At 59.4% G+C, this 22,001-nt stretch carries 27 protein-coding genes; 11 read left to right on the top strand and 16 right to left on the bottom strand.

Going from position 1 to position 22,001, the window contains the following annotated elements; all coding sequences use genetic code 11:
• The first annotated feature begins 5 nt into the window (after positions 1–5).
• Positions 6–467: a GNAT family N-acetyltransferase gene (locus QMZ29_RS15470; RefSeq protein WP_025301716.1), complete on the top strand. Its 462-nt coding sequence runs from the start codon at positions 6–8 to the stop codon at positions 465–467.
• Here the strand turns inward: QMZ29_RS15470 and QMZ29_RS15465 are convergent, their stop codons facing one another.
• Together QMZ29_RS15465 and QMZ29_RS15460 are read right to left on the bottom strand one after the other, a co-directional pair.
• Entirely contained in the window at positions 468–1,025 is a 558-nt protein-coding gene (locus QMZ29_RS15465; protein ID WP_025301715.1) for a class I SAM-dependent methyltransferase, read from the bottom strand.
• A 240-nt stretch (positions 1,026–1,265) separates the two neighbouring features.
• Positions 1,266–1,550 (bottom strand): YdgH/BhsA/McbA-like domain containing protein, encoded by a 285-nt coding sequence (locus tag QMZ29_RS15460; RefSeq protein ID WP_004940519.1) that lies wholly within the window; start codon positions 1,548–1,550, stop codon positions 1,266–1,268.
• Between the two features lie 309 nt (positions 1,551–1,859).
• Between QMZ29_RS15460 and QMZ29_RS15455 the strand changes: the two genes are divergently transcribed.
• A complete protein-coding gene (locus tag QMZ29_RS15455) occupies positions 1,860–3,035 on the top strand; it encodes a low temperature requirement protein A (RefSeq protein WP_043135588.1) in 1,176 nt (391 codons plus the stop codon).
• Positions 3,036–3,235: 200 nt separating this feature from the next.
• On the opposite strand, the gene QMZ29_RS15450 is transcribed toward QMZ29_RS15455, so the two are convergent.
• On the bottom strand, positions 3,236–4,597 hold the full coding sequence (locus tag QMZ29_RS15450) for an esterase-like activity of phytase family protein (protein ID WP_043135586.1): 1,362 nt from the start codon (positions 4,595–4,597) through the stop codon (positions 3,236–3,238).
• Positions 4,598–5,023: 426 nt separating this feature from the next.
• Here QMZ29_RS15450 and aqpZ point away from each other — a divergent pair, with 426 nt between their 5' ends.
• Positions 5,024–5,719, top strand: coding sequence for an aquaporin Z (gene aqpZ, locus QMZ29_RS15445; protein WP_261425533.1), 696 nt, complete (start codon positions 5,024–5,026; stop codon positions 5,717–5,719).
• A 57-nt stretch (positions 5,720–5,776) separates the two neighbouring features.
• Here the strand turns inward: aqpZ and QMZ29_RS15440 are convergent, their stop codons facing one another.
• Positions 5,777–6,547: a class I SAM-dependent methyltransferase gene (locus QMZ29_RS15440; RefSeq protein ID WP_049295122.1), complete on the bottom strand. Its 771-nt coding sequence runs from the start codon at positions 6,545–6,547 to the stop codon at positions 5,777–5,779.
• A 118-nt stretch (positions 6,548–6,665) separates the two neighbouring features.
• Between QMZ29_RS15440 and QMZ29_RS15435 the strand changes: the two genes are divergently transcribed.
• The 3 genes from QMZ29_RS15435 (at position 6,666) to QMZ29_RS15425 (ending at position 8,951) form a co-directional block, all read left to right on the top strand.
• Entirely contained in the window at positions 6,666–7,469 is an 804-nt protein-coding gene (locus QMZ29_RS15435) for a helix-turn-helix transcriptional regulator (RefSeq protein ID WP_025301710.1), read from the top strand.
• Between the two features lie 107 nt (positions 7,470–7,576).
• A complete protein-coding gene (locus tag QMZ29_RS15430; protein WP_127146273.1) occupies positions 7,577–8,308 on the top strand; it encodes a DUF2076 domain-containing protein in 732 nt (243 codons plus the stop codon).
• A 94-nt stretch (positions 8,309–8,402) separates the two neighbouring features.
• A complete protein-coding gene (locus tag QMZ29_RS15425; protein WP_127146274.1) occupies positions 8,403–8,951 on the top strand; it encodes a GNAT family N-acetyltransferase in 549 nt (182 codons plus the stop codon).
• Here the strand turns inward: QMZ29_RS15425 and QMZ29_RS15420 are convergent.
• The 5 genes from QMZ29_RS15420 to QMZ29_RS15400 all read right to left on the bottom strand — a co-directional run bounded on the left by QMZ29_RS15420 (position 8,942) and on the right by QMZ29_RS15400 (position 11,916).
• Positions 8,942–9,193, bottom strand: coding sequence for a hypothetical protein (locus QMZ29_RS15420; protein ID WP_025301707.1), 252 nt, complete (start codon positions 9,191–9,193; stop codon positions 8,942–8,944). The genes QMZ29_RS15425 and QMZ29_RS15420 overlap by 10 nt on opposite strands.
• Positions 9,194–9,279: 86 nt before the next feature.
• Positions 9,280–9,732 carry a thiol-disulfide oxidoreductase DCC family protein gene (locus QMZ29_RS15415; protein ID WP_261425537.1) on the bottom strand — a complete coding sequence of 151 codons (453 nt, stop codon included), beginning with the start codon at positions 9,730–9,732 and terminating at the stop codon, positions 9,280–9,282.
• Positions 9,733–9,807: 75 nt separating this feature from the next.
• Positions 9,808–10,137: a hypothetical protein gene (locus QMZ29_RS15410; RefSeq protein WP_025301705.1), complete on the bottom strand. Its 330-nt coding sequence runs from the start codon at positions 10,135–10,137 to the stop codon at positions 9,808–9,810.
• 154 nt (positions 10,138–10,291) lie between these two features.
• On the bottom strand, positions 10,292–10,918 hold the full coding sequence (gene ycaC, locus QMZ29_RS15405) for an isochorismate family cysteine hydrolase YcaC (protein ID WP_025301704.1): 627 nt from the start codon (positions 10,916–10,918) through the stop codon (positions 10,292–10,294).
• Between the two features lie 116 nt (positions 10,919–11,034).
• Complete coding sequence (locus tag QMZ29_RS15400) at positions 11,035–11,916, bottom strand: pirin family protein (protein ID WP_147823619.1); 882 nt, start codon at positions 11,914–11,916, stop codon at positions 11,035–11,037.
• A gap of 125 nt (positions 11,917–12,041) precedes the next feature.
• Here QMZ29_RS15400 and QMZ29_RS15395 point away from each other — a divergent pair, with 125 nt between their 5' ends.
• Positions 12,042–12,950, top strand: coding sequence for a LysR family transcriptional regulator (locus QMZ29_RS15395; protein WP_033634044.1), 909 nt, complete (start codon positions 12,042–12,044; stop codon positions 12,948–12,950).
• Here QMZ29_RS15395 and QMZ29_RS15390 read toward each other — a convergent pair whose 3' ends face one another.
• Positions 12,951–13,340 carry a VOC family protein gene (locus tag QMZ29_RS15390; protein WP_060432532.1) on the bottom strand — a complete coding sequence of 130 codons (390 nt, stop codon included), beginning with the start codon at positions 13,338–13,340 and terminating at the stop codon, positions 12,951–12,953. It abuts the gene before it with no gap.
• Between the two features lie 2 nt (positions 13,341–13,342).
• Positions 13,343–14,125 (bottom strand): DeoR/GlpR family DNA-binding transcription regulator, encoded by a 783-nt coding sequence (locus QMZ29_RS15385; RefSeq protein ID WP_060432531.1) that lies wholly within the window; start codon positions 14,123–14,125, stop codon positions 13,343–13,345.
• A 138-nt stretch (positions 14,126–14,263) separates the two neighbouring features.
• Here QMZ29_RS15385 and QMZ29_RS15380 point away from each other — a divergent pair, with 138 nt between their 5' ends.
• Positions 14,264–14,953, top strand: coding sequence for a ZIP family metal transporter (locus QMZ29_RS15380; RefSeq protein ID WP_060432530.1), 690 nt, complete (start codon positions 14,264–14,266; stop codon positions 14,951–14,953).
• Positions 14,954–15,059: 106 nt separating this feature from the next.
• Positions 15,060–15,677: a hypothetical protein gene (locus QMZ29_RS15375; protein ID WP_197811589.1), complete on the top strand. Its 618-nt coding sequence runs from the start codon at positions 15,060–15,062 to the stop codon at positions 15,675–15,677.
• Between the two features lie 35 nt (positions 15,678–15,712).
• Here QMZ29_RS15375 and QMZ29_RS15370 read toward each other — a convergent pair whose 3' ends face one another.
• The 4 genes from QMZ29_RS15370 to QMZ29_RS15355 all read right to left on the bottom strand — a co-directional run bounded on the left by QMZ29_RS15370 (position 15,713) and on the right by QMZ29_RS15355 (position 17,867).
• A complete protein-coding gene (locus tag QMZ29_RS15370; protein ID WP_004940597.1) occupies positions 15,713–15,976 on the bottom strand; it encodes a putative hemolysin in 264 nt (87 codons plus the stop codon).
• 49 nt (positions 15,977–16,025) lie between these two features.
• Positions 16,026–16,514: a YjjA family protein gene (locus QMZ29_RS15365; RefSeq protein ID WP_015376789.1), complete on the bottom strand. Its 489-nt coding sequence runs from the start codon at positions 16,512–16,514 to the stop codon at positions 16,026–16,028.
• 126 nt (positions 16,515–16,640) lie between these two features.
• A complete protein-coding gene (gene pagP, locus QMZ29_RS15360; RefSeq protein ID WP_025301698.1) occupies positions 16,641–17,231 on the bottom strand; it encodes a lipid IV(A) palmitoyltransferase PagP in 591 nt (196 codons plus the stop codon).
• A gap of 207 nt (positions 17,232–17,438) precedes the next feature.
• Positions 17,439–17,867, bottom strand: coding sequence for an adenine nucleotide alpha hydrolase family protein (locus QMZ29_RS15355; protein ID WP_060432529.1), 429 nt, complete (start codon positions 17,865–17,867; stop codon positions 17,439–17,441).
• 672 nt (positions 17,868–18,539) lie between these two features.
• Here QMZ29_RS15355 and QMZ29_RS15350 point away from each other — a divergent pair.
• Positions 18,540–20,219 carry an alpha-keto acid decarboxylase family protein gene (locus QMZ29_RS15350; protein ID WP_261425543.1) on the top strand — a complete coding sequence of 560 codons (1,680 nt, stop codon included), beginning with the start codon at positions 18,540–18,542 and terminating at the stop codon, positions 20,217–20,219.
• A 53-nt stretch (positions 20,220–20,272) separates the two neighbouring features.
• Here QMZ29_RS15350 and QMZ29_RS15345 read toward each other — a convergent pair whose 3' ends face one another.
• A complete protein-coding gene (locus QMZ29_RS15345; protein ID WP_282980835.1) occupies positions 20,273–21,376 on the bottom strand; it encodes a DUF1615 domain-containing protein in 1,104 nt (367 codons plus the stop codon).
• Positions 21,377–21,505: 129 nt separating this feature from the next.
• Here QMZ29_RS15345 and QMZ29_RS15340 point away from each other — a divergent pair, with 129 nt between their 5' ends.
• A complete protein-coding gene (locus QMZ29_RS15340; RefSeq protein ID WP_025301694.1) occupies positions 21,506–21,964 on the top strand; it encodes a GNAT family N-acetyltransferase in 459 nt (152 codons plus the stop codon).
• The last annotated feature ends 37 nt before the right edge of the window (positions 21,965–22,001 follow it).

Raw genomic sequence — 22,001 nt, 5'->3', positions numbered from 1 at the left:
CCTCCATGACTCAACGCATCATTCCGCTGTCGGAGTGCCCGCAGTTTGCCGATGTGTGCGCCGCCTGGGCCTTCGGCCAATGGGGCTCACAGCGCGGCGGTTCGCTGGAGCGCACCCAGTTGCGCTTCGCCCACTGCAGCCGGCCAAGCGACGATCACCTGACGCTGATGATGATCGACGGCGATCGTCCGGTGGGCATGGCCAGCCTGTGGCCCAGCGACGATCATCAGCGCCAGGATCTCACCCCATGGCTGGCCGGCGTCTTCGTGCATCCCGATCACCGCCGCAAGGGCATCGCCCACCGTCTTGAGATGGCCATCGTCGAGGCGGCGCGGCAACGCCATCACTCGGTTTTGCATCTCATCACCGACAAATCGGAAGCGCTGTACGCCGGCTGGGGTTGGCATCCCGTGGAACGCCGGCGGCAGCATGACGAAGAAGTGGTAGTAATGGCGAAAACGCTGTAGCTAACGCGGCGTACAAACATACACCAGCGCCGGCGGGAAGTTGCGCACCACCCGCAGGCGCTTCCAGTGAAAATAGCGGGACAGCAATTTTTCCGACAGGTGGCTGTATTGAAACAACACCAGCGTGCCGTTGCGCGCCAGCAGCCGCTGCCGGGCCTGCTGAAGAATGCGCACGCTGATCCTGACCGGGATCGACAGCAGCGGCAGGCAGGAAAACACCACGTCGTAATCCGTGGCCATTTGGGTCGCCGAATGGGGCATCACCTGCAGCCGCCGATCGTCTATCCCCCGCAGCCGATGCACGAAATGCGGTTGAATTTCGAAAGCCTCCAGCGCCGCATCGGCGCGCATCCGCCCCAGGATGCGTTTGGTCAGTACGCCGTCCGCCGCGCCCAGCTCCGCGATCGACAGCGCACGGGTCCATTCAATCTGGTTCAGCATCGCCTGGCACAGCCACGGGGAAGAAGGCGCCAGCGTACCGACGGTGCGCGGTGAAGCCATAAATTGCTGCAAGTAAGCGAAGTGATTCATCAGTTGCAGCCGGGTCGCATTTAACATTGAGGCCTCCTTGGGTTAAGCCCCCAATGTGAGCCGAATTTCTTAAGTAATCATTAACATGATTCCGAAAGCGGCAGACACAGTTGTAATAAAATGCGACCTCAGCCACGACGGCACAAAGAAAAACGGTCGTAATAATGACCTGAAAATAAGCCGTTTATGCGCCGACTGTTCAGATAATTATTACGACCGTTTATTTTATTGGCCACGTTGCCGTGGCCAGAGAGTAACAATCAACGCTTAGCGATAAATTTCCGCATTGCCGCGCCAGTTACTGGAGTCCCCGGGGGTGTCCAGGCCGATAATGCGGTAATGGCTGGCGCCGTCCGCCGCGGCTTTTTCTTTCAGGGCGGTGATGGCGTCATGCGGTGAGCCGCTAATGCCGGAAACCGACACGACGCCGATGCTTTGCAGATTGGCGGCCTGCTCGCTGTTGACCTGTTTCACCGACGACAGCGGCGCGGCGAAAGTGGAGAAGGAAGCGGCGGCGATCAATACGGCTGCGATGCTTGGGATAAGTTTCATGATTGACTCCAGGTGTTCTTGTTTATTAGCTCGTTGTCAGTGATGTTAATTATCCGCTAGCCAATGAAAACGGACGTCATGCAACGTAAAGAACATCAATCATTGTGAGGAGAATAAGGAGGATATGAGTGCGAGTGTGTATTTTCAGGCAGGAATGACTTTATTGAGTTCACCTTACCCCTATTTGATGAACAATTAAAGACAGGGCGAAAGAAAGAACGCACGCCGCCGCTATTTAAGATTTTTTACCCGCCGAGGCGCGCTGAGCTACGCTGATTTTGTGGCTTACCCTTTTAAGGAAGAACGCTTATGTCGCAAAACCTGCTGCGCGTGCGTGACGGTCAGGGCGCTTCGGTCTCATTCTCCGAACTGCTGTTCGATCTGATCTACGTTTTCGCCGTGACCCAACTTTCCCACTATCTGTTGCATCACCTGACGCTGACCGGCGCGCTGGAAACCCTGCTGCTGTGGTTCGCCGTCTGGCTGGCCTGGCAATACACCGCCTGGGTCACCAACTGGTTCAATCCCGATACCCGTCAGATCCGCCTGCTGCTGTTCGCGATCATGCTGCTAGGGCTGTTCGCCGCCGCCGCGCTGCCACAGGCGTTTGGCGAACGCGGTCTGATCTTCGCGCTGTTCTACGTCGCCATTCAGGTTGGCCGCTCCGTCACGGTGCTACGCCTGCTGGCGCCCGATCATCCGTTAAAACAAAACTTTCGCCGCATTCTCGGTTGGCTGTGCATCTCCGCCGTCTTCTGGATCGTCGGTGGGCTGGCAGAAGGCAATGCCCGCCTGGCGCTGTGGGCGATCGCCGTCTTGTGCGAATACGTCTCGCCGATGTTCGGCTTCCGTTTACCGGTCCTGGGGCGCTCGGACAGCAGCAGCGAATGGACCATCGAAGGCCACCATCTGGCAGAACGTTGCCAGCTGTTCGTGATCGTGGCGCTGGGAGAAACCATTCTGATCACCGGCGCTACCCTGAGCGAGATGGAAAGCTGGAGTCTGCCGGTGCTCATCGCCTCGCTGGTGGCCTTTCTCGGCAGCCTGGCGATGTGGTGGGTTTACTTCGACACCAGCAGCAAAGCCGGCAGCCACGCCATCAGCCAGGCGGAAAACCCCGGCCAACTGGGCGCTTATTTCCATTATGTGCACGTCGCGCTGGTGGGGGCGATCATCGTCTGCGCCGTGGCCAACGAGCTGGTGATCGCCCATCCCGACGGCCGCATCCAACACGCCACGGCGGCGGTGCTGCTGCTCGGCCCGGCGATTTACCTGTTCGCCAACGCGCTGTACAAACGGCTGGTGTATCACCGTTTTCCGCTGTCGCACCTGGTTGGGCTGCTGGCGCTGGCGGTATTGGCCCCTATCGCCTATTTAACCGATCTGCTGATGGTCAATGGCCTGACGACGCTGATCATGGTGATGGTGGCGGTGTGGGAGAGCATCTCGCGCGGCAGAGCGCCGCAGCAGCATGCGGAAGCCTGACACAAACGGGGGCGCTATCGCCCCCGCTGTGAGATTGATGACAAACCTCATGCCATTGCCGGGTTTGCAAAGAGCAGCGGATAAAAAACAAGGAAAATCAATTTATTGATTTTCGGCTGATGGCCACAAAGGAGGAAAAACCACGTTTTTTCCTCCTTTGTCAACGGTCTGACGGGGGCGCTATCGCCCCCCTATCTCGGTCACTTCAAGGGTTGCGGCAAGGTGAGCACCCACAGCTCACTCAGCGATTCCGGCTGCTCCAGAGGGCGCAATTCGATGCGGGCGTCGGTTTTGTCGCCTTCGAGGCTCAGCCGCCCTCCTTTCTCCAGCTGATAGTCACCGATTTTCTTGCTCTTTGGCGACGCATCCACCAGCTTGGCCTGCAAGCCGAAATCGTTGTCATTGATCACCGCCAGCGTGCGATCGTCGATCAGCGCCAACCCTTCCGCTTTCTCCTGGCGCCAACCCAACTGACGCAGATCCGCCACTTCCCGTTTCTGCGCCAGCTTCACGCCGCGTTTAGCCAGATCTTTCGCATCATCGAACTCCAGCGCTTTACCCTGGCCGTCAAACGCGCTCAGATCGCTGGCCTGCGCGAGATCCACCAGATAGATCTTGTTGATCATCGTCTTTTCTTTACCGGTTCCCTGTTCAATCAACAGGATGCGCTGGTTGTCCAACGCCACGACATCGCCAATTTTGGCGTCTTTGGCTTTTTTATAGCTGTCGATATCGATGGGATAGCCGTACATCGCGGTTTTGCCACTGCGCGGATCGAAGCTCACCAGCCGGGTAAACTGCGCCTTGTTTTTGCTTTTGCCGTCGACATCCAGCGTGCTCTGCACCGCCGCCAGAATGCGCCCATCCGGCATCCGGGTCAGCCCCTCAAAACCGCGGTTAGGCTGGCGCCACTTCAGGATGTTCGGTAACCCGCTCGCCACCGCCTGCTCGCCGGCCTGCGGCGTTGGGCCATATTTGGCGAGGATTTTACCTTTGCCGTCGACATGGATCAGAAACGGGCCGTACTCATCGCACAGCCAATAACCGCCGTTACCGTCACCGATGATGCCTTCGGTATCCAACCCGCGGCGATCGCCGGACAGCGGTTGCAGCGCGTCGTTCAACGCCACTTCGTTCGTGGAACCAATCAGCTCACTCGGCAGCGGCAGCCCGCTAATCGGCCCTTTTTCGTCATGCAAGGGCCGCGCATTCTCGGCCACGGCCTTGCCGCCGCCGATACGAATGTCCATCAACAGAGGCGTGAATTGCGGATTGGCGAAAATCTTGGCCTCTTGCTTGCCTACCGCCGGGGCATCGGCATTCGGGCCGCGATCGGTCAGCGTCGTCAGCACCAAATCGTCGCCCTGCTTCTTGTTGAACATCAACCCGGAGCCGATCCCCACCGGCAACCCCTGCGGGAAATGCTTGGCGAACGCCCCCTGATAGGCGACGCGTTCCCCACCGGGGAAGCCGACCACATAACGCGCCACCTCAATGTCGGCAGCGTGGGCCAATACAGGAAACAGTGAAGCCAACAGCAGGGAGAGCGATTTTATTTTCATATTTGTTACCCGAGGTTAAATGAAGCGTTGTCAGGCAGAAGACGATATTAATTTAGCATGACACTTAGATGACAATAGGCAATTCGTCAAATGCACATCAGGCAATAAGGCTGGCTGGCAAATAGAAATTAGCAATTAACCTGAGCGTATTGAATGGAGAAAACCGCTGGAAAAAACCGCCCGGAAATAACCCGTCATTTTGCTTAGGGTAAATTCTGATAACAAAGATAAAAAAATCGGCAAACGCGCGTCAACACGGCGAAAAACGGTGTTTTTCTCATAGACAAAATAAAATACCAGGGATTTAATACCGCCGTTATTCAAGGTGCATTAAGAAAATTCTATAGAATATCTGCATGAACTGAAAAAGCTGTTCTATAGTTTTTAGTGCTAACGCCCGTTAGTCAATTCCGCAGGATGGAATCTATGTCAAAGCGACTTTTTGCTGAATTTTTTGGCACATTTTGGTTGGTGTTTGGTGGTTGTGGTAGCGCAGTATTAGCAGCGGCATTCCCACAACTGGGTATTGGTTTCCTCGGCGTCGCGCTCGCTTTCGGTCTGACCGTGGTGACGATGGCCTATGCCGTCGGCCATATTTCCGGCGGGCACTTTAACCCGGCGATCACCGTCGGCTTATTCGCCGGCGGCCGTTTCGCGGCGAAAGACGTGATCCCTTACGTGATCGCACAGGTGATCGGCGGTATCGCCGCAGCGGCGGTGCTGTATCTGATCGCCAGCGGCAAAGCCGGTTTCGACGCCACCGTGGGCGGTTTCGCCTCCAACGGTTACGGCGAACACTCCCCGGGCGGTTATTCTCTGCAATCAGCCATCGTGATTGAGCTGGTGCTGACGGCCTTCTTCCTGATCGTTATTCATGGCGTAACCGACAAGCGCGCGCCGGCAGGCTTTGCCCCGCTGGCGATCGGCCTGACGCTGACGCTGATCCACCTGATCAGCATCCCGGTGACCAACACCTCCGTTAACCCGGCGCGCAGCACCGGCGTAGCGATCTTCCAGGGCACCTGGGCGCTGCAGCAGCTGTGGGTGTTCTGGCTGGTGCCGCTGGTCGGCGGCATTATCGGCGGCCTGATCTACCGCTGCCTGCTGGAAGACAAAAAATAAGCGTATCGCAGTCGATCGCGTTTCACGGGGCAGCCTTCATCGGCTGCCCCGTTGCTTTCAGCCCTTCGTCACTTCAAACATCATGATATCGCTGGTAAAGGAGCCATCCAGCTGAATCGCGAAATGCTCCGCCACCTCTTGCGACACGCTTTGCTGCAGCGCGCGGATCGCGGTGACGAAATGCGCCGGGGTGCGCATGCGCGCCACCCAGCTGTCGAACTCCAGCATCAATCGATCCGACGTCACCTCACGCACCACCAGCCCGGCTTCGGTCAATAACGCCAGCCACTCGCCTGGCGCATAGTTGCGCACATGCGAGGTATCACGCAGCACTTCCACGGTTTGCAGGTAGATATCCAGCAGCGGATGCCCCGGCGAGACCACGTCCATAAAGATCGCTCTGCCGCCCGGTTTGAGCACCCGCCTGACCTCACGCAGCGCCTGGCCGACATCGTGCCAGTGGTGCGCCGAATAGCGGCTGATGACCAGATCGAAGCTGGCGTCCTCAAACGGCAAAGACTCCGCCACGCCTTGCTGCAGCTGAATGTTACCCAGGCCTTTTTCCGCCGCCGCCTGCTTCACCACCGCCAGCATTTGCGCCGACAGATCGTAGGCCACCACCTGCGCCACCCTGGCCGCCGCGGTGAAGCTGGCATGCCCGGCGCCGCAGCCCAAATCGAGCAGACGCGCGTCGGCATGCGGCGCCAGTAACTGCGCGAGGCGTTGCAAATCCTTGCCCTGCGCATGTACCGCGCTGGTTAAGTAGGCGTTGGCCTGCTCGCCGAACTGCCGGTCTACCGCGTTTTTGTGGCTGTTGCTGTTGCTCATGTTTGCTCCCGTTATTATCCGGCTTGCGCCTGTGCCTGAAGGCTTTTCGGCTACTATAATCAGGCTACTATACGGGTACAATATGAGCAGTTATCCTGGTATAAATAGGTACCACGCTATGTCATCAGAAGCCTTATCCGGGCCAAAAGCCCTCGGCGCATTTCTGCGCGCGCACCGCGAACGCATCACGCCGGAAATGATCGGCCTGCCTAGCTCTTCGCGCCGCCGCACCAGCGGCCTGCGCCGCGAAGAACTGGCGCAAATCAGCGGCATCAGCGCCACCTGGTATACCTGGATCGAACAGGGCCGCGAGGTGTCTATTTCCCCCTATACGCTGGCACGCATAGCCAAAGCGCTGCGGCTCGGCCCGGCCGAACGCCACTACCTGTTTACCCTGGCGCGCATCGCCGATCCCGAGCAGGAAGCGCACCGCGAAACCGCCAACGACGCGGTGCTGCAGAGCGTGCATCAGATGACGGTGCCCTGCTATCTGCTGGACGTGACCTGGAACGTCGTCGCCTGGAACCCGCAGGCGGCGGCGCTGTTCCGCGGCTGGCTGGATGTGGCCAACAGCCCCAACCTGCTGCACTTCATGTTCTTCCACCCGTTGGCGAAAACGCTGGTCAGCGATTGGGAGGAACGCGCTCGCCGCGTGGTGGCCGAGTTTCGCGCCGAGACCAGCCATCATCAAAATACCGAAGAGATGCGCGCCTTCGTGCGCAACATGACGCACAACAGCGCGGACTTTAATCACTGGTGGAAGCAGCATGACGTGATGGCGCGCGAAGGCGGCGAAAGAGCGTTCGAACATCCTCAGCAAGGCGCACTGCGCTATCGCCAACTCACCTTCCATCCGGCGGAGCACGCCGGTCTGAAGCTGGTGATGCTGATCCCGCTGCCGCAATTGGTAACAAATTCATAGGCAGGTTTACCCGCCATTTATTTATTGGTTCATGTAAACGCGCTAGGGTGATTGTTACCGATGATAGTCATCATCCAGCAACGTTATTTATCTCCCGAGGTACGCCTATGCAATCCGAAGAACAACGCCTTATCGATGGTCTGTTTGGCCGCCTGAAAGAAGCCGAGACCAAGACGGGCCCACGGGATCTCCAGGCAGAGCAGCAAATCAACCAGCATATTCGCGAGCAGCCTTCCGCCCCTTATTACATGGCGCAGGCGATGATCATTCAGGAAGCAGCGCTCAAGCAGATGGACCAGCGGGTCAAAGATCTGGAAGCCCAGGTCGCGCAGCTGCAGCAAACCGCCCACGGCCAGCAAAGCAGCGGCGGTTTCCTGGCCGGTCTGTTTGGCGGCGGCAGCCGCACGCCAAGCCCGCGCGAACAGTATCAGGCGCAGCAGCAAAATACGGCGGCCTGGAACAACGCGCAGCAACAGCCTCAGCAACCGGCCTATGCCCAACCGCAGCAGGCGGCGCCTTCACGTGCCGGCGGCTTCCTGGGCGGCGCCTTGCAAACGGCAGCGGGCGTCGCCGGCGGCGTGGTATTGGCCGACATGCTGACCGGCATGTTCCGCCATTCGCAGCCGCAGGAAATCGTGAATATTATCGAAGAAACCCCGGCGCCGCTGGACGACAGCACGATGCGCAATTTCGACGCCTCCAACAACCTTGATACCTTCAACAACGGCGACGGTGGCAGCTTCCTGAACCAGGACAACGGCTTCCAGAACGCCAACTATCAGGACGACACGGACTACGCCGACGACGATTACAGCGACGACGACGACTCCTTCCTGTAATGCCCTCTCCCCCTCTCACCCGCAGAGGGGGATTTCCCGTTTCGCCAATCTGGTCTACAGTGAACACTGTTCATTTATCCAGCGGAGAGAAACGATGACAAGCTTTAATCCTGCCACCCCTTTCTTCAGCGAACGCCTGCAGATGCGCCCACCGGTAATGGCGGACCTCGCACGTTTCTACGCCATCTTTGGCGATCCGCAAACGCAGCGTTTCAATCCCGCCGGCCCACTCACCAGCGAAGCGCAGGCCGCATCGGTGCTGCACGAGAGGATTGCCGGGTGGCAACAACACGGTTACGGTTCCTGGGCGATCGCTCTGCGCGAACGGCCGGATTGGATTATCGGCTTTGGCGGATTGTCCCGGAAAGCGCTCGGGGCGCACCGCACCGTGAACCTCGGCTATCGCTTCGATACTCGCGTCTGGGGCATGGGATTGGCCACCGAGATGGCGCGGGCTTCGCTGCAATACGGTTTTGTCGGATTGGCGCTGGAGGAGATTTCCGCCATTGTACGTGCGGAGAATCAGGCCTCGTGGCGAGTATTGGAAAAGGTCGGTTTACGGCGGGTAGATACGCTGGATGACGTGCCCGGCGCAGCGCCGAGCCTGGTGTATACGCTAAAGCGCGGCGACTATCAGGGTTGATCGTCGCTGATTTTGGCCAACGCCATGCGGTAAGATTTGACCTTCTGACGCTTTTTCAACCAGGTGGTGGTAGACACGATGAACACCGCGCCCGACATCGCCAACACGCCGGTCGGGTGGCCGTAAAACACCATCAAGGCAAAGTACACGGCGGAAACGATCGCCACCCATTTCGCCGTATTGCCCATGTCGTTCTTCTCCTGGGTCAAACGGCGGATGTGCTCTTCTTCACTGATTCCCATACGCGCTCCTTGTTGGCTGAACGTTCCATTATATGGAGCTGGAGTGTTGATATTTCAAGCGGTTGGATGGTAAAGAAGCGTAAAGCTCAGGCCGGCGGTTCCTGCCGCCGGGGCAGATAACGCCCGGGCTGATCGGTGCCCGGCAGGCCGGTGCCGTCGTTGCGGCCAAACAGCCGGTAGCGATTGCCGGCGACCGCATCATAGACCTTGTCCGCCAGTCGCGGCGGCAGGTAACGCGCCAGCGCCAGTACGCGGTACGGCCACCCCACTTGACGCAGCGCCTGAAACAACGCCGCCGAACGTAGCCAACAGCGCCCCTGCTCAACATAGACCACGGAATCGAAACGATTGGTCGGCAATCCCAGCGCCTGCAGGATCGCCTGCCCTTCGACGGATTGCACCGTCGCCAATAGAATGCGCCGCTGCCGATCGGCGCGAATAAGGTATCTCACCAGCCCGTGACACAGATTACATTCGCCGTCGAACAACAGCGCGCGATCGCCGGGCTGGAGATAAGGCAGATGTGATAAAGGGGTCATCCCGCCTCCCGAAAAACGCTCGCCTTAGCCTAACGCGCCTAGCGCGCCCAGGCCAGAGCGGGATGACAGGGCGTGTTAAGGCGCGGGCGGTGCGTCAGGCACCGCCACCACCGCGACGCGAACTTCGTAATGTTTGGCGCTGCCCGCCGGGATCACCGCCGTCAGTTTGTTGATGGTTTCCACCGGATTGTCGCTGGCCGAGGTGGCGCAGAACAGCTCGCCGCCGTGGCAGAACCCCGGCTTGGGCGGGTGCCCGCCCGGGAAAGGCGGCATGCGCATCGGTTCATCCGCCACAGGCGGCAACGCTTTGGCCGCAGGCGCCTCGGGGGCCGACATCGCGCTCGCGCTGAACAACAGCGCCATGCCCATGCAGGGCAGCGCCAGGATCTTGATTGCTTGTTTCATTGAATTAGCCTCATTTGCCGGGTTCGGGATTACGCTACCCCGCCCCCGGCCCATGAGAAAGCCGCTTTTCGCTACCTTTTCGCCCCGCTACGTTTTGCTTACATCCCGCGTCTAACGTGATGAAAGGCGAAAGGTTGGGTAAAGGGCCGTCGCGTTACTTGCCGTTCGTCAGCGTGTTGTAGCTGGTCATCAGATTGCGGTAGTCCGGGATATGGTTGGAGAACAGCGCGCCCAGCCCTTCGATGTCATTGCGCCAGTCGCGGTGCAGCTCGCAGGCGACGCCGAACCAGGTCATCAACTGCGCGCCGGCGGCCTCCATGCGGCTCCAGGCCGACTGACGCGTCAACTCATTGAAGGTGCCGGAGGCGTCGGTCACCACAAAGACCTCGAAACCTTCATTGAGCGCCGACAGCGCCGGGAATGCCACGCACACTTCGGTTACTACGCCGGCGATGATCAGTTGCTTGCGGCCGGTGGCTTTTACTGCCTTGACGAAGTCGTCGTTGTCCCAGGCGTTGATCTGGCCAGGGCGAGGAATGAAGGGAGCATCGGGGAATTGGGCTTTCAGTTCCGGCACCAGCGGTCCGTTGGGACCGTTTTCGAAACTGGTGGTAAGAATGGTCGGCAGGTTGAAGTATTTCGCTAAATCACCCAGCGCCAGCACGTTGTTTTTAAACCGATCGGGATCGATATCACGCACCAGCGAAAGCAGCCCTGCCTGATGATCCACCAGCAATACGGCGGCCTGGTCTTTGTCGAGGCGCTTGTAGTTTGCAGTCATGGTTTTACTCCTGTGGGGTTGATGTTGCGGATGAAACGCCCCGCCTGGCGGCGGGGCGTTGAGGTTTAAGTGTAGCGCCTGAGCCGGGGAACACGGCCCGCCCCAGGCGCCAAAGTTCAACCGGCGCTCGCTTCGGCGTTCATGCTGCCGAACTTACCGCTGTTGAAATCGCGGAACGCCTGCTGGATTTCCGCGTCGCTGTTCATGACGAACGGGCCGTAGCCGACGATAGACTCATCGATCGGTTCGCCGCTCAGCACCAGCAGTGCGACGTCATTGTTAGCTTCGATGGTGATCGAATCCCCCGCCCGGTCGAAACGCACCATTTGGGTTTCGCGCACCACGTCTTCGCCGTTGACCAGGATCGCACCGTGCAACATCACCAGCGCCAGCGTATGGCCTTCTTTCACCGTCAGCGTGGTGGTATGGCCGGCATTCAGCTTCATGTCCCACACGTTGAGCGGGCTGAAAGTGCGTGCCGGGCCGGCGTGGCCGCCAAAGTCACCGGCAATCACCCGCACCTGCCCGGCGCCGTCCGCCAGCGGAACCACCGGAATATCGGCGTTCAGCAGCGTCTGGTAACCCGGCTCGGCCATTTTGTCCTTGGCCGGCAGGTTGACCCACAGCTGCACCATTTCCATGGTGCCGCCCTTGCGCGAGAAGTCCCGAGAATGGAACTCTTCGTGCAGAATGCCAGAGGCGGCGGTCATCCACTGGACGTCGCCGGGGCCAATCACCCCACCGCTGCCGGTCGAGTCGCGGTGTTCCACTTCGCCCTGATAGACGATGGTCACCGTTTCAAACCCGCGATGCGGGTGCTGACCTACGCCACGGGTGCCGGAGGCGGAGCGGAATTTGGTGGGCGCTGCGTGATCCAGCAGCAGGAACGGGCTCATTTCCGCCCCCAAATCGTTATAAGAGAACAGCGAATTCACCAGGAAACCGTTACCGACCCAATGTGCTTCCGGGCTGTTGTGAATACCGAGGATTTTTTTCATCTTGAACTCCCGTTTCAGACCTCACGGCCTTAAGTTGATGTCAGAAGTTTAATCCGCCGGGGTTTGCTGCAGTAGTAGGCAAGATGTACACTCAGCGTTCTACTGATAGAACGATAAGGGATACGATGCTGACCGACCTGAACGATCTGTTTTTCTTCGCCAGCGTGGTCGATCACCAGGGATTCGCCCCCGCCGGCCGGGCGCTGGGCATTCCCAAATCCAAGCTCAGCCGCCGCGTGGCGCTGCTAGAGGAGCGGTTGGGCGTGCGCCTGATCCAGCGCTCGACGCGGCGTTTCTCGGTGACCGAGGTCGGCCAAACCTATTACGCACACTGCAAGGCGATGTTGGTGGAAGCGGAAGCGGCGCAGCAAGCGATCGAGCAGACCCGCGCCGAGCCCTGCGGCACGGTGCGCATGTCCTGCCCGGTGGCGATCTTGCACACCCGCGTCGGCAGCATGGTGGCGGCTTTTATGGCCGATTACCCCAAGGTGACGGTACATCTGGAAGCCACCAACCGCCGGGTGGACGTGGTGGGGGAAGGGCTGGATCTGGCGATCCGCGTGCGGCCGCCGCCGCTGGAAGACAGCGATCTGGTGCTGAAGATCCTGGCGCAGCGCACCTGGTGCGTCGCCGCCAGCCCGGCGCTGGTGCGCACCCTCGGGCCGGCGCACACGCCGGAAGACCTGCGTAAATACCCGACGCTCGATCTCGGCCCGGCGCGCGGTCAGCACCAATGGCGGTTGACCGGCCCACAGGGTGAACGGGTAGAGTGGGAACACACGCCGCGGCTGGTCACCGACGACATGCTGATGCTGCGCACCGCCGCCATCGCCGGCGCCGGCATCGTTCAGCTACCGGCGATGATGATGCGCGACGACATGCTGCGCGGCGAGCTGGTGCAACTGTTGCCGGGCTGGCAGCCGCAGGGCGGCGTGGTGCACGCAGTCTACCCGTCGCGCCGCGGCCTGCTGCCGGCGGTGCGGCTGCTGCTCGACTATCTGGGTGAGCAGTTCGCCAGCATCGAAGAAGAGTGATCAGGCGGTAATTTCGATCGCATTGCCGTCCGGATCGCGAATGACGGCCTCATAGAAGCCGTCGCCGGTCCAGCGCGGCGCGGACAGCAAAATGCCCTCCTGCTGTGCGCGCTGCGCCAACCTATCGACCTGCCGCTCATCCCCCAGCGACAGCGCGATGTGCGCCCAACCGACCCGCTCCTCCTGCTCCTGCGCCTGCGCCGGCAACAGCGTCGGCACGCGCATGATCTCCAGCGACGGCCCGGCCGCCAGGCTGACGAAACGTGAAACGAACCCCGGCCGGTTGCGGCTGACATACTCCTCCCCCGCTTCACCGTTGAAATAGCGCTGCCAGAACGCCAGCTGCGCGTCGATGTCCTGGCTCCACAGGGCAACATGGGCAATTTTCATCATCATTCTCCGGTCGATAAATCGCTGTGCCAGACCTGGCCGCCGCCCTGCGCCACCTGCAGCTCGAGCTGCGGGTGCGCGCCGCGCGCCGTCACCAGATGATCCACCCGCCCGGCGGGCAGGAAGGGGTAAGGGGCATAGGTATTGAGTTTGTCGCGGGTACACAGCACCGCCACGCTGCCGGCGCGCGTCAGCAACCGCTTTTTGAACGTGGCGTCCTGATAGTTCAGCGCCGAAAAACCGCCGGCCGGGTCGTAGGCGCAGATGCCGGTGAACACCAGATCGAAATGGAAACCGTCGATCTCTTCCGCCGCCTTGGCGTCCACGCAGCCACCGACCTGCGCATCCAGCTCGCCGCCGATCAGGATGGTGCGGATCCCCGGCCGCTCCAGCATTTTACCGGCGATACTCAACGCATTGGTCACCACCGTCAAACGCCGATCGCGCGGCAACAGCTCCGCCAAATGCAGGTGGGTGCTGCCGGCATCGAGGAAAATCAGCTGTTCTTCGCCGATCACCCTCAGCGCGGTCTGCGCCAGCGCCAGTTTCTCATCGCCGCTGAGCGCCATGCGCGCCGCAACGGGGCCTTCGGCCGGCGTCGGCGCCAGCGCACCGCCATAGATACGTTTGCACAGGTTCTGCGCCGCCAGCTGGCGCAGATCGCGGCGGATGGTGGCTTCGGTAGTATTCAGCCGCTGCGCCATCTCCAGGGCAAGTACCCGCCCCTGTTGGCGAAGCGTGTCGAGAATGGCCTGGTGGCGTTCATTCGGTAACAGTTTGGACATCGCATGGATCCGGCGGCGCTAAAGTGATCACAAATGTACATAAACGTACACAATCGAACAATCACTTTTTTCGCCACGCCTAAGCGGCGGCGCTCGTCTAGACTCAAAGCGACATCACCAATAAGGGAATATGACGCGATGACCTCCGCCGTGCTTTATACGCTGTTTCCCGCCGCAGCCACCGTCGTCGGCGCAGCGGTGGCGCTCTATCGCCGCCCCGGTGACGCCGCAATGCGCGTCATCCATCACTTTACCGCCGGCATCGTTTTCGCCGCCACCGCCACCGAAATCCTGCCCGATCTCAAGCAGCAGTCGCCTGTGGCGGTGTTGCTGGGCGGCGCTGCGGGGGTGCTGTTAATGCTGCTGGTTCGGCGGCTGGGTGAAAAAGCGCAGGGGCCGGTCGGTTTTATCGCCGCGGTCGGCGTCGATATCTTTATCGATGGGCTGGTGCTGGGCATTGCCTTCGCGGCCGGCGCCAAAGCCGGCCTGCTGTTGACGCTGGCGTTAACGCTGGAAGTGCTGTTCCTCGGATTATCGATCGTCGGCGATTTGAAAGACTTTCTCGGCAGGCGGCTGCGTGCCATGGCGGCGATAGTCGGCCTGGCGCTGCTGCTGCCCATCGGTGGCCTGCTGGGGGCGCCGGTGGCCATGCTGGGCACATTTTGGCTGACCGCCTTTTTGGCCTTTGGCCTGATCGCCCTGCTCTACCTGGTGACCGAGGAGTTGCTGGTCGAAGCGCATGAGGGCGGGAAAGAGACACCGTTCGCCACCGCGATGTTCTTTGCCGGCTTCCTGCTGCTGTTGTTGCTAGAGGAAGGTTTGGGGTAAAAAAACGGGAATTTCATGGCGTATGCCGCCCGATGGCAACGCTTTGGCTATACTGTGGCAAGCGAAGTTACCGCAGACGTAACGGCTTGGGCGTAAAGGGAAAACGATGTTATTGACGATCGCAAGGTGGCTGTTTCAACTCCCCGGAAAGCTGTTCGGGCTGATTTTTAAAAATCGCCTGAGGATATTTTTGTTCTTCATGCTGGTCGCCATCGCGGTGCTCGGCGCCAAGCGCTATCTGCGCGCCCACCAGTATGACGATGAATTCAGCCTCGCCGCCCCCGCCGATTACAACCGGGCAATAAAGCGCGAAATGCCGCTGCGCGAAGCGCGTGAACAGTGCGGTGGGCCGTTGCACGACAATGCCGGCCAACCGTGGCCCGCCTCAGCCGGTTATCTGCATCAGCCGACCAGGCTGCCCGCGACCGGTCTGCATCGGCTGACGCTGGATAATCAGGGCAACGATTTCGCGGTGCTGGTCAAGCTGGAAACGCCGACGGCGCCGCAGCAGCTGGCGGAAGTCTTTATTCCGCCCGCCGGCAGCTTCGAGGTGAAAATCAATGCGGACGCGGAACACGTCATGAAAATCAAGAACATCAAGACCGGCTGCATGTTCCGCTCCCGGCCGTTCAACCTGGATAAACAGAGCGATTGGCGCATGCCGCTGACGCTACAAAAAGACGGCAGCCTGCAGCTGCAGTCGATAGGGGATCGCCAATTCTGATCGGGCGCCGGGTGGAAGCGCCGGCGCCGCGAGGGTTACTTTTTCACCGGGTGATCGCGGCGGAACAGTTCCCAACTTTCAATTTCCTGCCCACTCGGCAAGGTACAGGTGGAATACTGGCCTGCCGCGTTCTCTTTGGCATTCAGCTTGCCGCCGATTTGGGTGCAATACACGTCGGCCGGGTTCGCCATGCCGATCGGTTTCACCTGCGGCGGTGGCGGCGCATCGTTGGATTTCACGGAACACCCCTGCAACATCGTCATCCCTGCCAACAGGGAAAGCATCAACGTTTTTTTCATTTTTCCAGCTTATGCAAAAAGAACGGCGGAGCGCTCCGCCGTTCGTTCATCATGAAATAAAGGATTTGCCCTGTTTCAGCACCAGATCGCAAGCTTTTTGCTTCACCTTCTCGGTGATCTGCGAGGTACCCAGGCTGTTCAGATCCAGGCTCTTGCCTTCGCCGGTCTGCAGCAAGCCGCCCAGGCCCTGCTGATAATCCTGGCTCTTGGCGTTTTCGGTGCTGGTGATGCCCAGCTTGCTGAGCAGCTGATCTTTCACCCCTTCGGCACCGTTAGCCGACAGCACGTTGTTTTTCACACAGTACTGCAGGATACCGGCGGCATTGGTCATGCTGCTGGAGCTCAACGCCTTGTCGCCACCGTTCAACAGGCCGGTCAGCGAGGAGAGCGACATGCCGCCGCTGCTGTCGCCGCCCGACTTGCTCAGTTCGCCCGCCGCGCTGCTGAGGGAATCCATCAGCCCGGCAGCCTGAGTGGCGCCGCTAGCCAGGGTAGCGGACAGCGCCAAGGCCAGCAGTAAACGATGTTTGGTGATCATAGTGGTAAAACTCCTGTAATAACGGCATGCGATCGGCGCAGCGCGCCGGGATACCCTTCCGACGCCGCCGGCGGCGACAAGTTCCTTTTATCTCGCCGCCGCGCCGTTTTTCGGAATTCAGGAAATTTAGAACTGCCAGCGCAGCCAGGCGAAGAACACGTTGCCGTTGTTATAGGTGCCGGGAATGTAGGTCGCCTGGAACGTCAGCCGCTGATAGCCGATAGAGGCCAGCGGCAGCGGTGCCGGGATAGGAATGTATTTCCAGTTGTCACGCGCGGTGACGCTGGCGGTGAAGCCCAGCCCCAGGCGGAAATCCTTGTCATCCAGCGGGCGCCAGATCTTCTCGTAGGCGTAGCCGCCGATCGGCTCCCACTTGTTGAAGGAATCCTTGAACGCCATGATGTAGATGCCGTGCCAGTCACCGTCGCTGTCGTAGCGGGAGATACCGTAACCGGCCCCCCACGGGCGCTCGTTGTACTTATCGATATGTTCATCATCGTAAGTCCAACGGTTGTGCCAGGTGATGGCCGGAATATAGAGATCGTGGTTAGGCGAGTTGTTCCAGGTCTCCGCCACGTTATCGGTAAAACGCTGCCATAGACCCGGTTTTTCAGCCTGCGCGGTATTGCCACTTTCTGTACCAACCTCAGCGTAAGAAGGCAGTGCAGGAAATATCAACGCCAGAGAACATGCCAAAAGAGTCCGTTTGAGAAACATCGTAAAGCTCCTGTAAAAATACGGCCGCAGATTTTTACCGATAGCCCAGGCAAGATCAAGCTGTATCTAATTTATCCAACGTCCGTTGTGCTTTGGTTAAGCTTAGCACCGGAAAATTGCCAATAATTCATAACAAACTGTACCGATATCCGCATGGTATCGCCTTTAGGGCGGCAAAGCCGTGGGAAAAGTCCGCTTTGTCGCATGCTACTCGCGGGCAAGGTGCTTGACCAACACATCGACATCGAGACGGTTCACAAACTCCAGGGAATATGAGGAATAGAGGCCGAACAGGCGATTTTGGTGCCCGACCACCACCAGATCGATGCCGGCCCGGTGAATAAAATCGCTCACGTCCTTAAAGCGCCGAATGGTGACGATCTCCTTGACCGCGACCGGCGCATCGACGGCGCTCACCAGCCGGCTCAGCATCGCCTTGGCGGCGATCACCTCCTGCGCCTGGCGGTCTTTGACCCGCGCATCGCTGCCGTACTCCAGCTCGGCGTAGTCGGCGTTAAGGTGGCCAACGGTGAGGGCGATCGGCAGCCCGCGCACCATCGCTGCCGTTTGACGCAGCAGTGGCAGCCCATCGCGCTCATCATGAATCAGTACCAGAATATGTCGATAGTTTTTCATCGCAGTTTCCCCCACAGGCCAGCACCGTTGGGACATCAGCCCCTCTGGTAGGTATACGCCATCTGCGCGCACGTAGAGAAAAGTTTACGTATCACTTCCCACGGAATGTGATGACCACCACGTTATATTAACGCCGTGACGGCACATTTTAATGCCGGCCCGGCGTGGCGCGCACTGCAGCCCCGTAAAGCAAAGCTGACGAAGATTGGCGAACAAAAAACGACTGTTGTTAATTTTTTGTTTTTAGTTGGTTACAGGATGGTTTCATGAAATAAGCGTGCGTCGGATCACCAAAATCCCCCTTTACGCCAGGTTCTGCTTTTCTTTCCCAGGCAAAAAGCGTTACGCCGCTCAATGGGATTTAACGCGGCGTCAAAAGTACCGGATGATTCGCCCTGCATCACGATAAATGCCAATGCGCCGCCGCTTTTCTGTCGATATACCATCAAGGAAAAATACCGCCGCACGCCAATACGCAATACCCCTACTTTTTATGTATTACTCAATCGCGTAAAGCGCCGAATACAAACCGCCCATTTTTCGGCTGCCAACCCTATCTTGAACAAGTCGACGCTTTAAATAACTGTTAAAGCTAACGACACAACATCGCCAGCAATTTATTTTTGCTGATTTTCGCCTGACAAAATAAAGATAAATAATCCGGAGCAATCAATGAAAATAACTATCGGGTCATTCATTCTGCAACAGCTTCACGCCCTGAACGTCGATCGTATTTACGGCGTGCCCGGCGACTATAACCTCAGCCTGCTGGAGCTGCTGGAAAGCGACGACCGATTGGCGTTTATCGGCAACTGCAATGAATTGAACGCCTCCTACGCCGCCGACGGTTACGCCCGCATGAAAGGCGCCGGCGCGCTGATCGTCACCTACGGCGTCGGCGATCTGGCCGCGCTGTCCGGCATCGCCGGGGCCTATGCCGAATCTTCGCCGGTTATCTGCATCGCCGGCACGCCGCCGCTGCATGCGATGAAGAATCATCAGCTCTTGCACCATACCCTGGGCGATGGGAATTTCGACAACGTCATGAACTGCTTTAAACAATTCACCGTCGCTCAGGCTCTGATCACGCCGGAAAATGCCGCGCAGGAAATCCCACGCGTTATTTCCCGCGCCTGGATAGAGAAGAAGCCGGTCTATTTACAGCTGCCTTCCGATATTTGCGACGTCGAAATTGAAGTCGCCGCAGCCGCAGCGGCGCCGCAGTTGCCGGCCAGCGATAAATACAATGTGCAATTAGCGGCGATGGCGCTGTTAACCAAAATAAAACGCGCACAGCGTCCGATCATGTTGGTCGACCAAATGGTGGATCGCTATCAGCTGCAGCAGCAGGTTATCGCCGTCGCTCATCGCTTTGCCATTCCGTTGACCAATATGCCGACCGCTAAATGCATTATTCCGGAAGATACCGCCGGTTGGATGGGCGGCTACAGCGGCAACCTGTCGCGCCCCGAACTGTATGAACGCATGGCCCACTCAGACTGTGTGCTGAGCTTCGGCGTACGTCTGGTAGACTCCACCACCGGCTATTTCTCGCAGCAAATTCCCGCCGCCGCTCAGGTGGATATCCAGCCGTTCTCGCTGAAGCTGGACAATACCTCCTACCCGGCGGTGGCGACGGCAGATCTGCTGCAGGCGCTGCTGGATCTGAGCGAAGACGCGCCGGCGCAGCGTTTATCGCCGCTGGCCGATCCCCGAGAGAAGCTGGCGACGCCGAGCGACACGCCTATCGACCAGGCCTATCTGTGGCGACGCATCCAACGCTTCATCCAGGCGGATGACGTGGTGGTGGTGGAAAACGGCACCTCAGGCGCCGCCATCGGCGGCATGCGTATGCCGGGCGGCGTCAAGGTGGTCAACCAACCGATTTGGGGCTCGATCGGTTATACCCTGCCGGCGCTGCTCGGCACCCTGATGGCAGCGCCGGAGCGCCGTCACCTGCTGTTCATCGGCGACGGCTCCTTCCAACTCACCGCGCAGGAAGTGTCTACACTGCTGCGCTGCGAACAAAAGCCGATCATCTTCCTGATCAACAACGACGGCTACACCATCGAGCGTTATATCCTCGGCGAAAACTCGTCCTACAACGACATCGGCCCGTGGGACTATGCCAAACTGCCGGCGGTGCTGAATACCCAGGCGCAGCCGTTCAGCGTGGCAGTGGAAACCACGCAGCAGCTGGAAATGGCCCTGGAACACGCCTCGCGGCAGGATCGGCTGGCGTTTATCGAGGTGAAAGTGCCGATGATGGACACGCCGCCGGTGATGAAAGAGTTCTGCAACCGTTGCAACAGCTTTAACTTCGGCCTGACCAACCCGCGCCGCAGCGCCTGAGGCGCGATCGCGCCTCCGGTGGTTCAGGAAACCGGCGGCGTTTTTTTATGCCGCTACCCGCCGGCGCGCGCCATGCAGCGCTGGCGGCGTTCGTCCACCCGCTTGGCAAACCAGGCGGTGGTCAATTTACGGGTGATTTTCGGGCTTTCCAGCTGGATACCCGGCAGCATCTCGCGCGGCAGCTTGCCGCCCGCCAGCGCATAGACCTTCTTATACAGGTCGGTATCGGCAAAGTCGGCCGTGTCGCCTTTCTCGAGCGCCCGGCGAATGGCGCTGTCGCTCATGTTCAGGCGCTTGCCGAGCGTGCGCACCGCCAGCTCGGTCGAACCGGGCTTGTCGCTGCTGAAGTCGATAAGATCGCCGTCCAGCGCCAGCGGAATAGCGCTCGCCCGGCTGACCGCGTTTTGGAACGCCGCGTTACGGCTGGCGTACCAGCCGGCGTTGAAGTCGGCAAAGCGGTAAATCGGCCGGCTGTAATCGGCCGGATATCCCAGCAAATGCATAATGCCGAAATACATACCGCCGCGCCGGCTGAAGACTTCGCGGCGAATCGAGCCGTCGATCGAATAAGGGTACCCTTTGGCGTGCGCCTCGGCGAAGGTGACGCTCACCTGCATCGGGCCGCCGGTATGTACCGGATTTAAATGGCCGAACAGCTTCTGCCCCATCGGCACGCGGTCGATCATGTCATCGAAGATATCGCTCAGCTCCTTCTCGGTACGCACCTTATCCAGCCGCTTGCTGTAGCTCTGGCCGTTCGACGACGAAATCTTCAATGCGGTGTGCACCAAAAAGTTCGGGATGTGCATCTGATCGGCGCGGCGGTCGATCTCCTTCCAAGCGATCTTCGGCAGCCCCGGCACCTGCGGGTTAGCCTGGAACGTCGACTCCTGTTCGGTCACCGCCAGCACCGAACACAGGTTCTCATCGCTCGGCTCGATGCCCTGCGCGGCGAAGGCGGCGGTAATATCGGTAGCCCAGCCCTGCCGATCGCCGGCGTTGGCCGGGATCAGCGCCATCAGTCGGGCTTTGACGTCGGCGGGGCGCGCCGCCGGTGCCGTGGTGGTGGTTTTGCTGGTACAGCCCGCCAGCGCCAGCAGCGCGGCCAGGCTTAGCAAACGGAAGGGCATCGGGTGGAATAAACGAAGTATCGGCATCTTTTCCCTGAACGTGATGACATGAACAGCACTGAAATTAGCCCAGCCGCCGCGCACAATCCAGTATAAATATACCCGTTCCGCCGCACAGGTGGGCCGGGAAATACCCAACAACGCAGGGAGAACAAAATGATCGAACTCAAAGAAATGACGGCGCAGGAACTGGATCACTACCGTAAATACGGGGTAAAGGCTTACGCAGACGATTTGGCGCGTTCGTTTCAGCTCAGCCAGGAACACGCGTTGATCGAGGCCGAAGCCAATTTCAAACGAGGGCTGGCGATGCCCGGCCAACGGTTGGTATGCGCGAGGCTGCCGAATGTCGAGGACAGCATCGCCACCGTCTGGTACGCCATTGAGCAACGAACCTTCGGTAAGCAGCTGTTTATCTATGATTTTGAAGTGACGCACGCCTGGCGTGGCAAAGGCTATGGCGAGCGGGTACTAAATGCGGTGCTGGACGCGGCGAGAGCACAGGGGGCGGAATATGCCGAACTGACGGTGTTCAACGATAATCCGACGGCCGCGCGCCTGTATTCCAAGTTAGGTTTCGATGCGGTCACCACCCGTATGCGCCGCCGTTTGTAGCAATAGGTTTGCGAAGCTCGGGATTTTCAAATGACGA

The organism is Serratia sp. PF-27 (genome assembly GCF_030053255.1).
In the GTDB taxonomy this organism is placed as follows: Bacteria; Pseudomonadota; Gammaproteobacteria; order Enterobacterales; family Enterobacteriaceae; genus Serratia; species Serratia bockelmannii.
The sequence above is the reverse complement of the archived record's forward strand: the minus strand, read 5'-3'. Positions and strand labels throughout refer to the sequence as shown.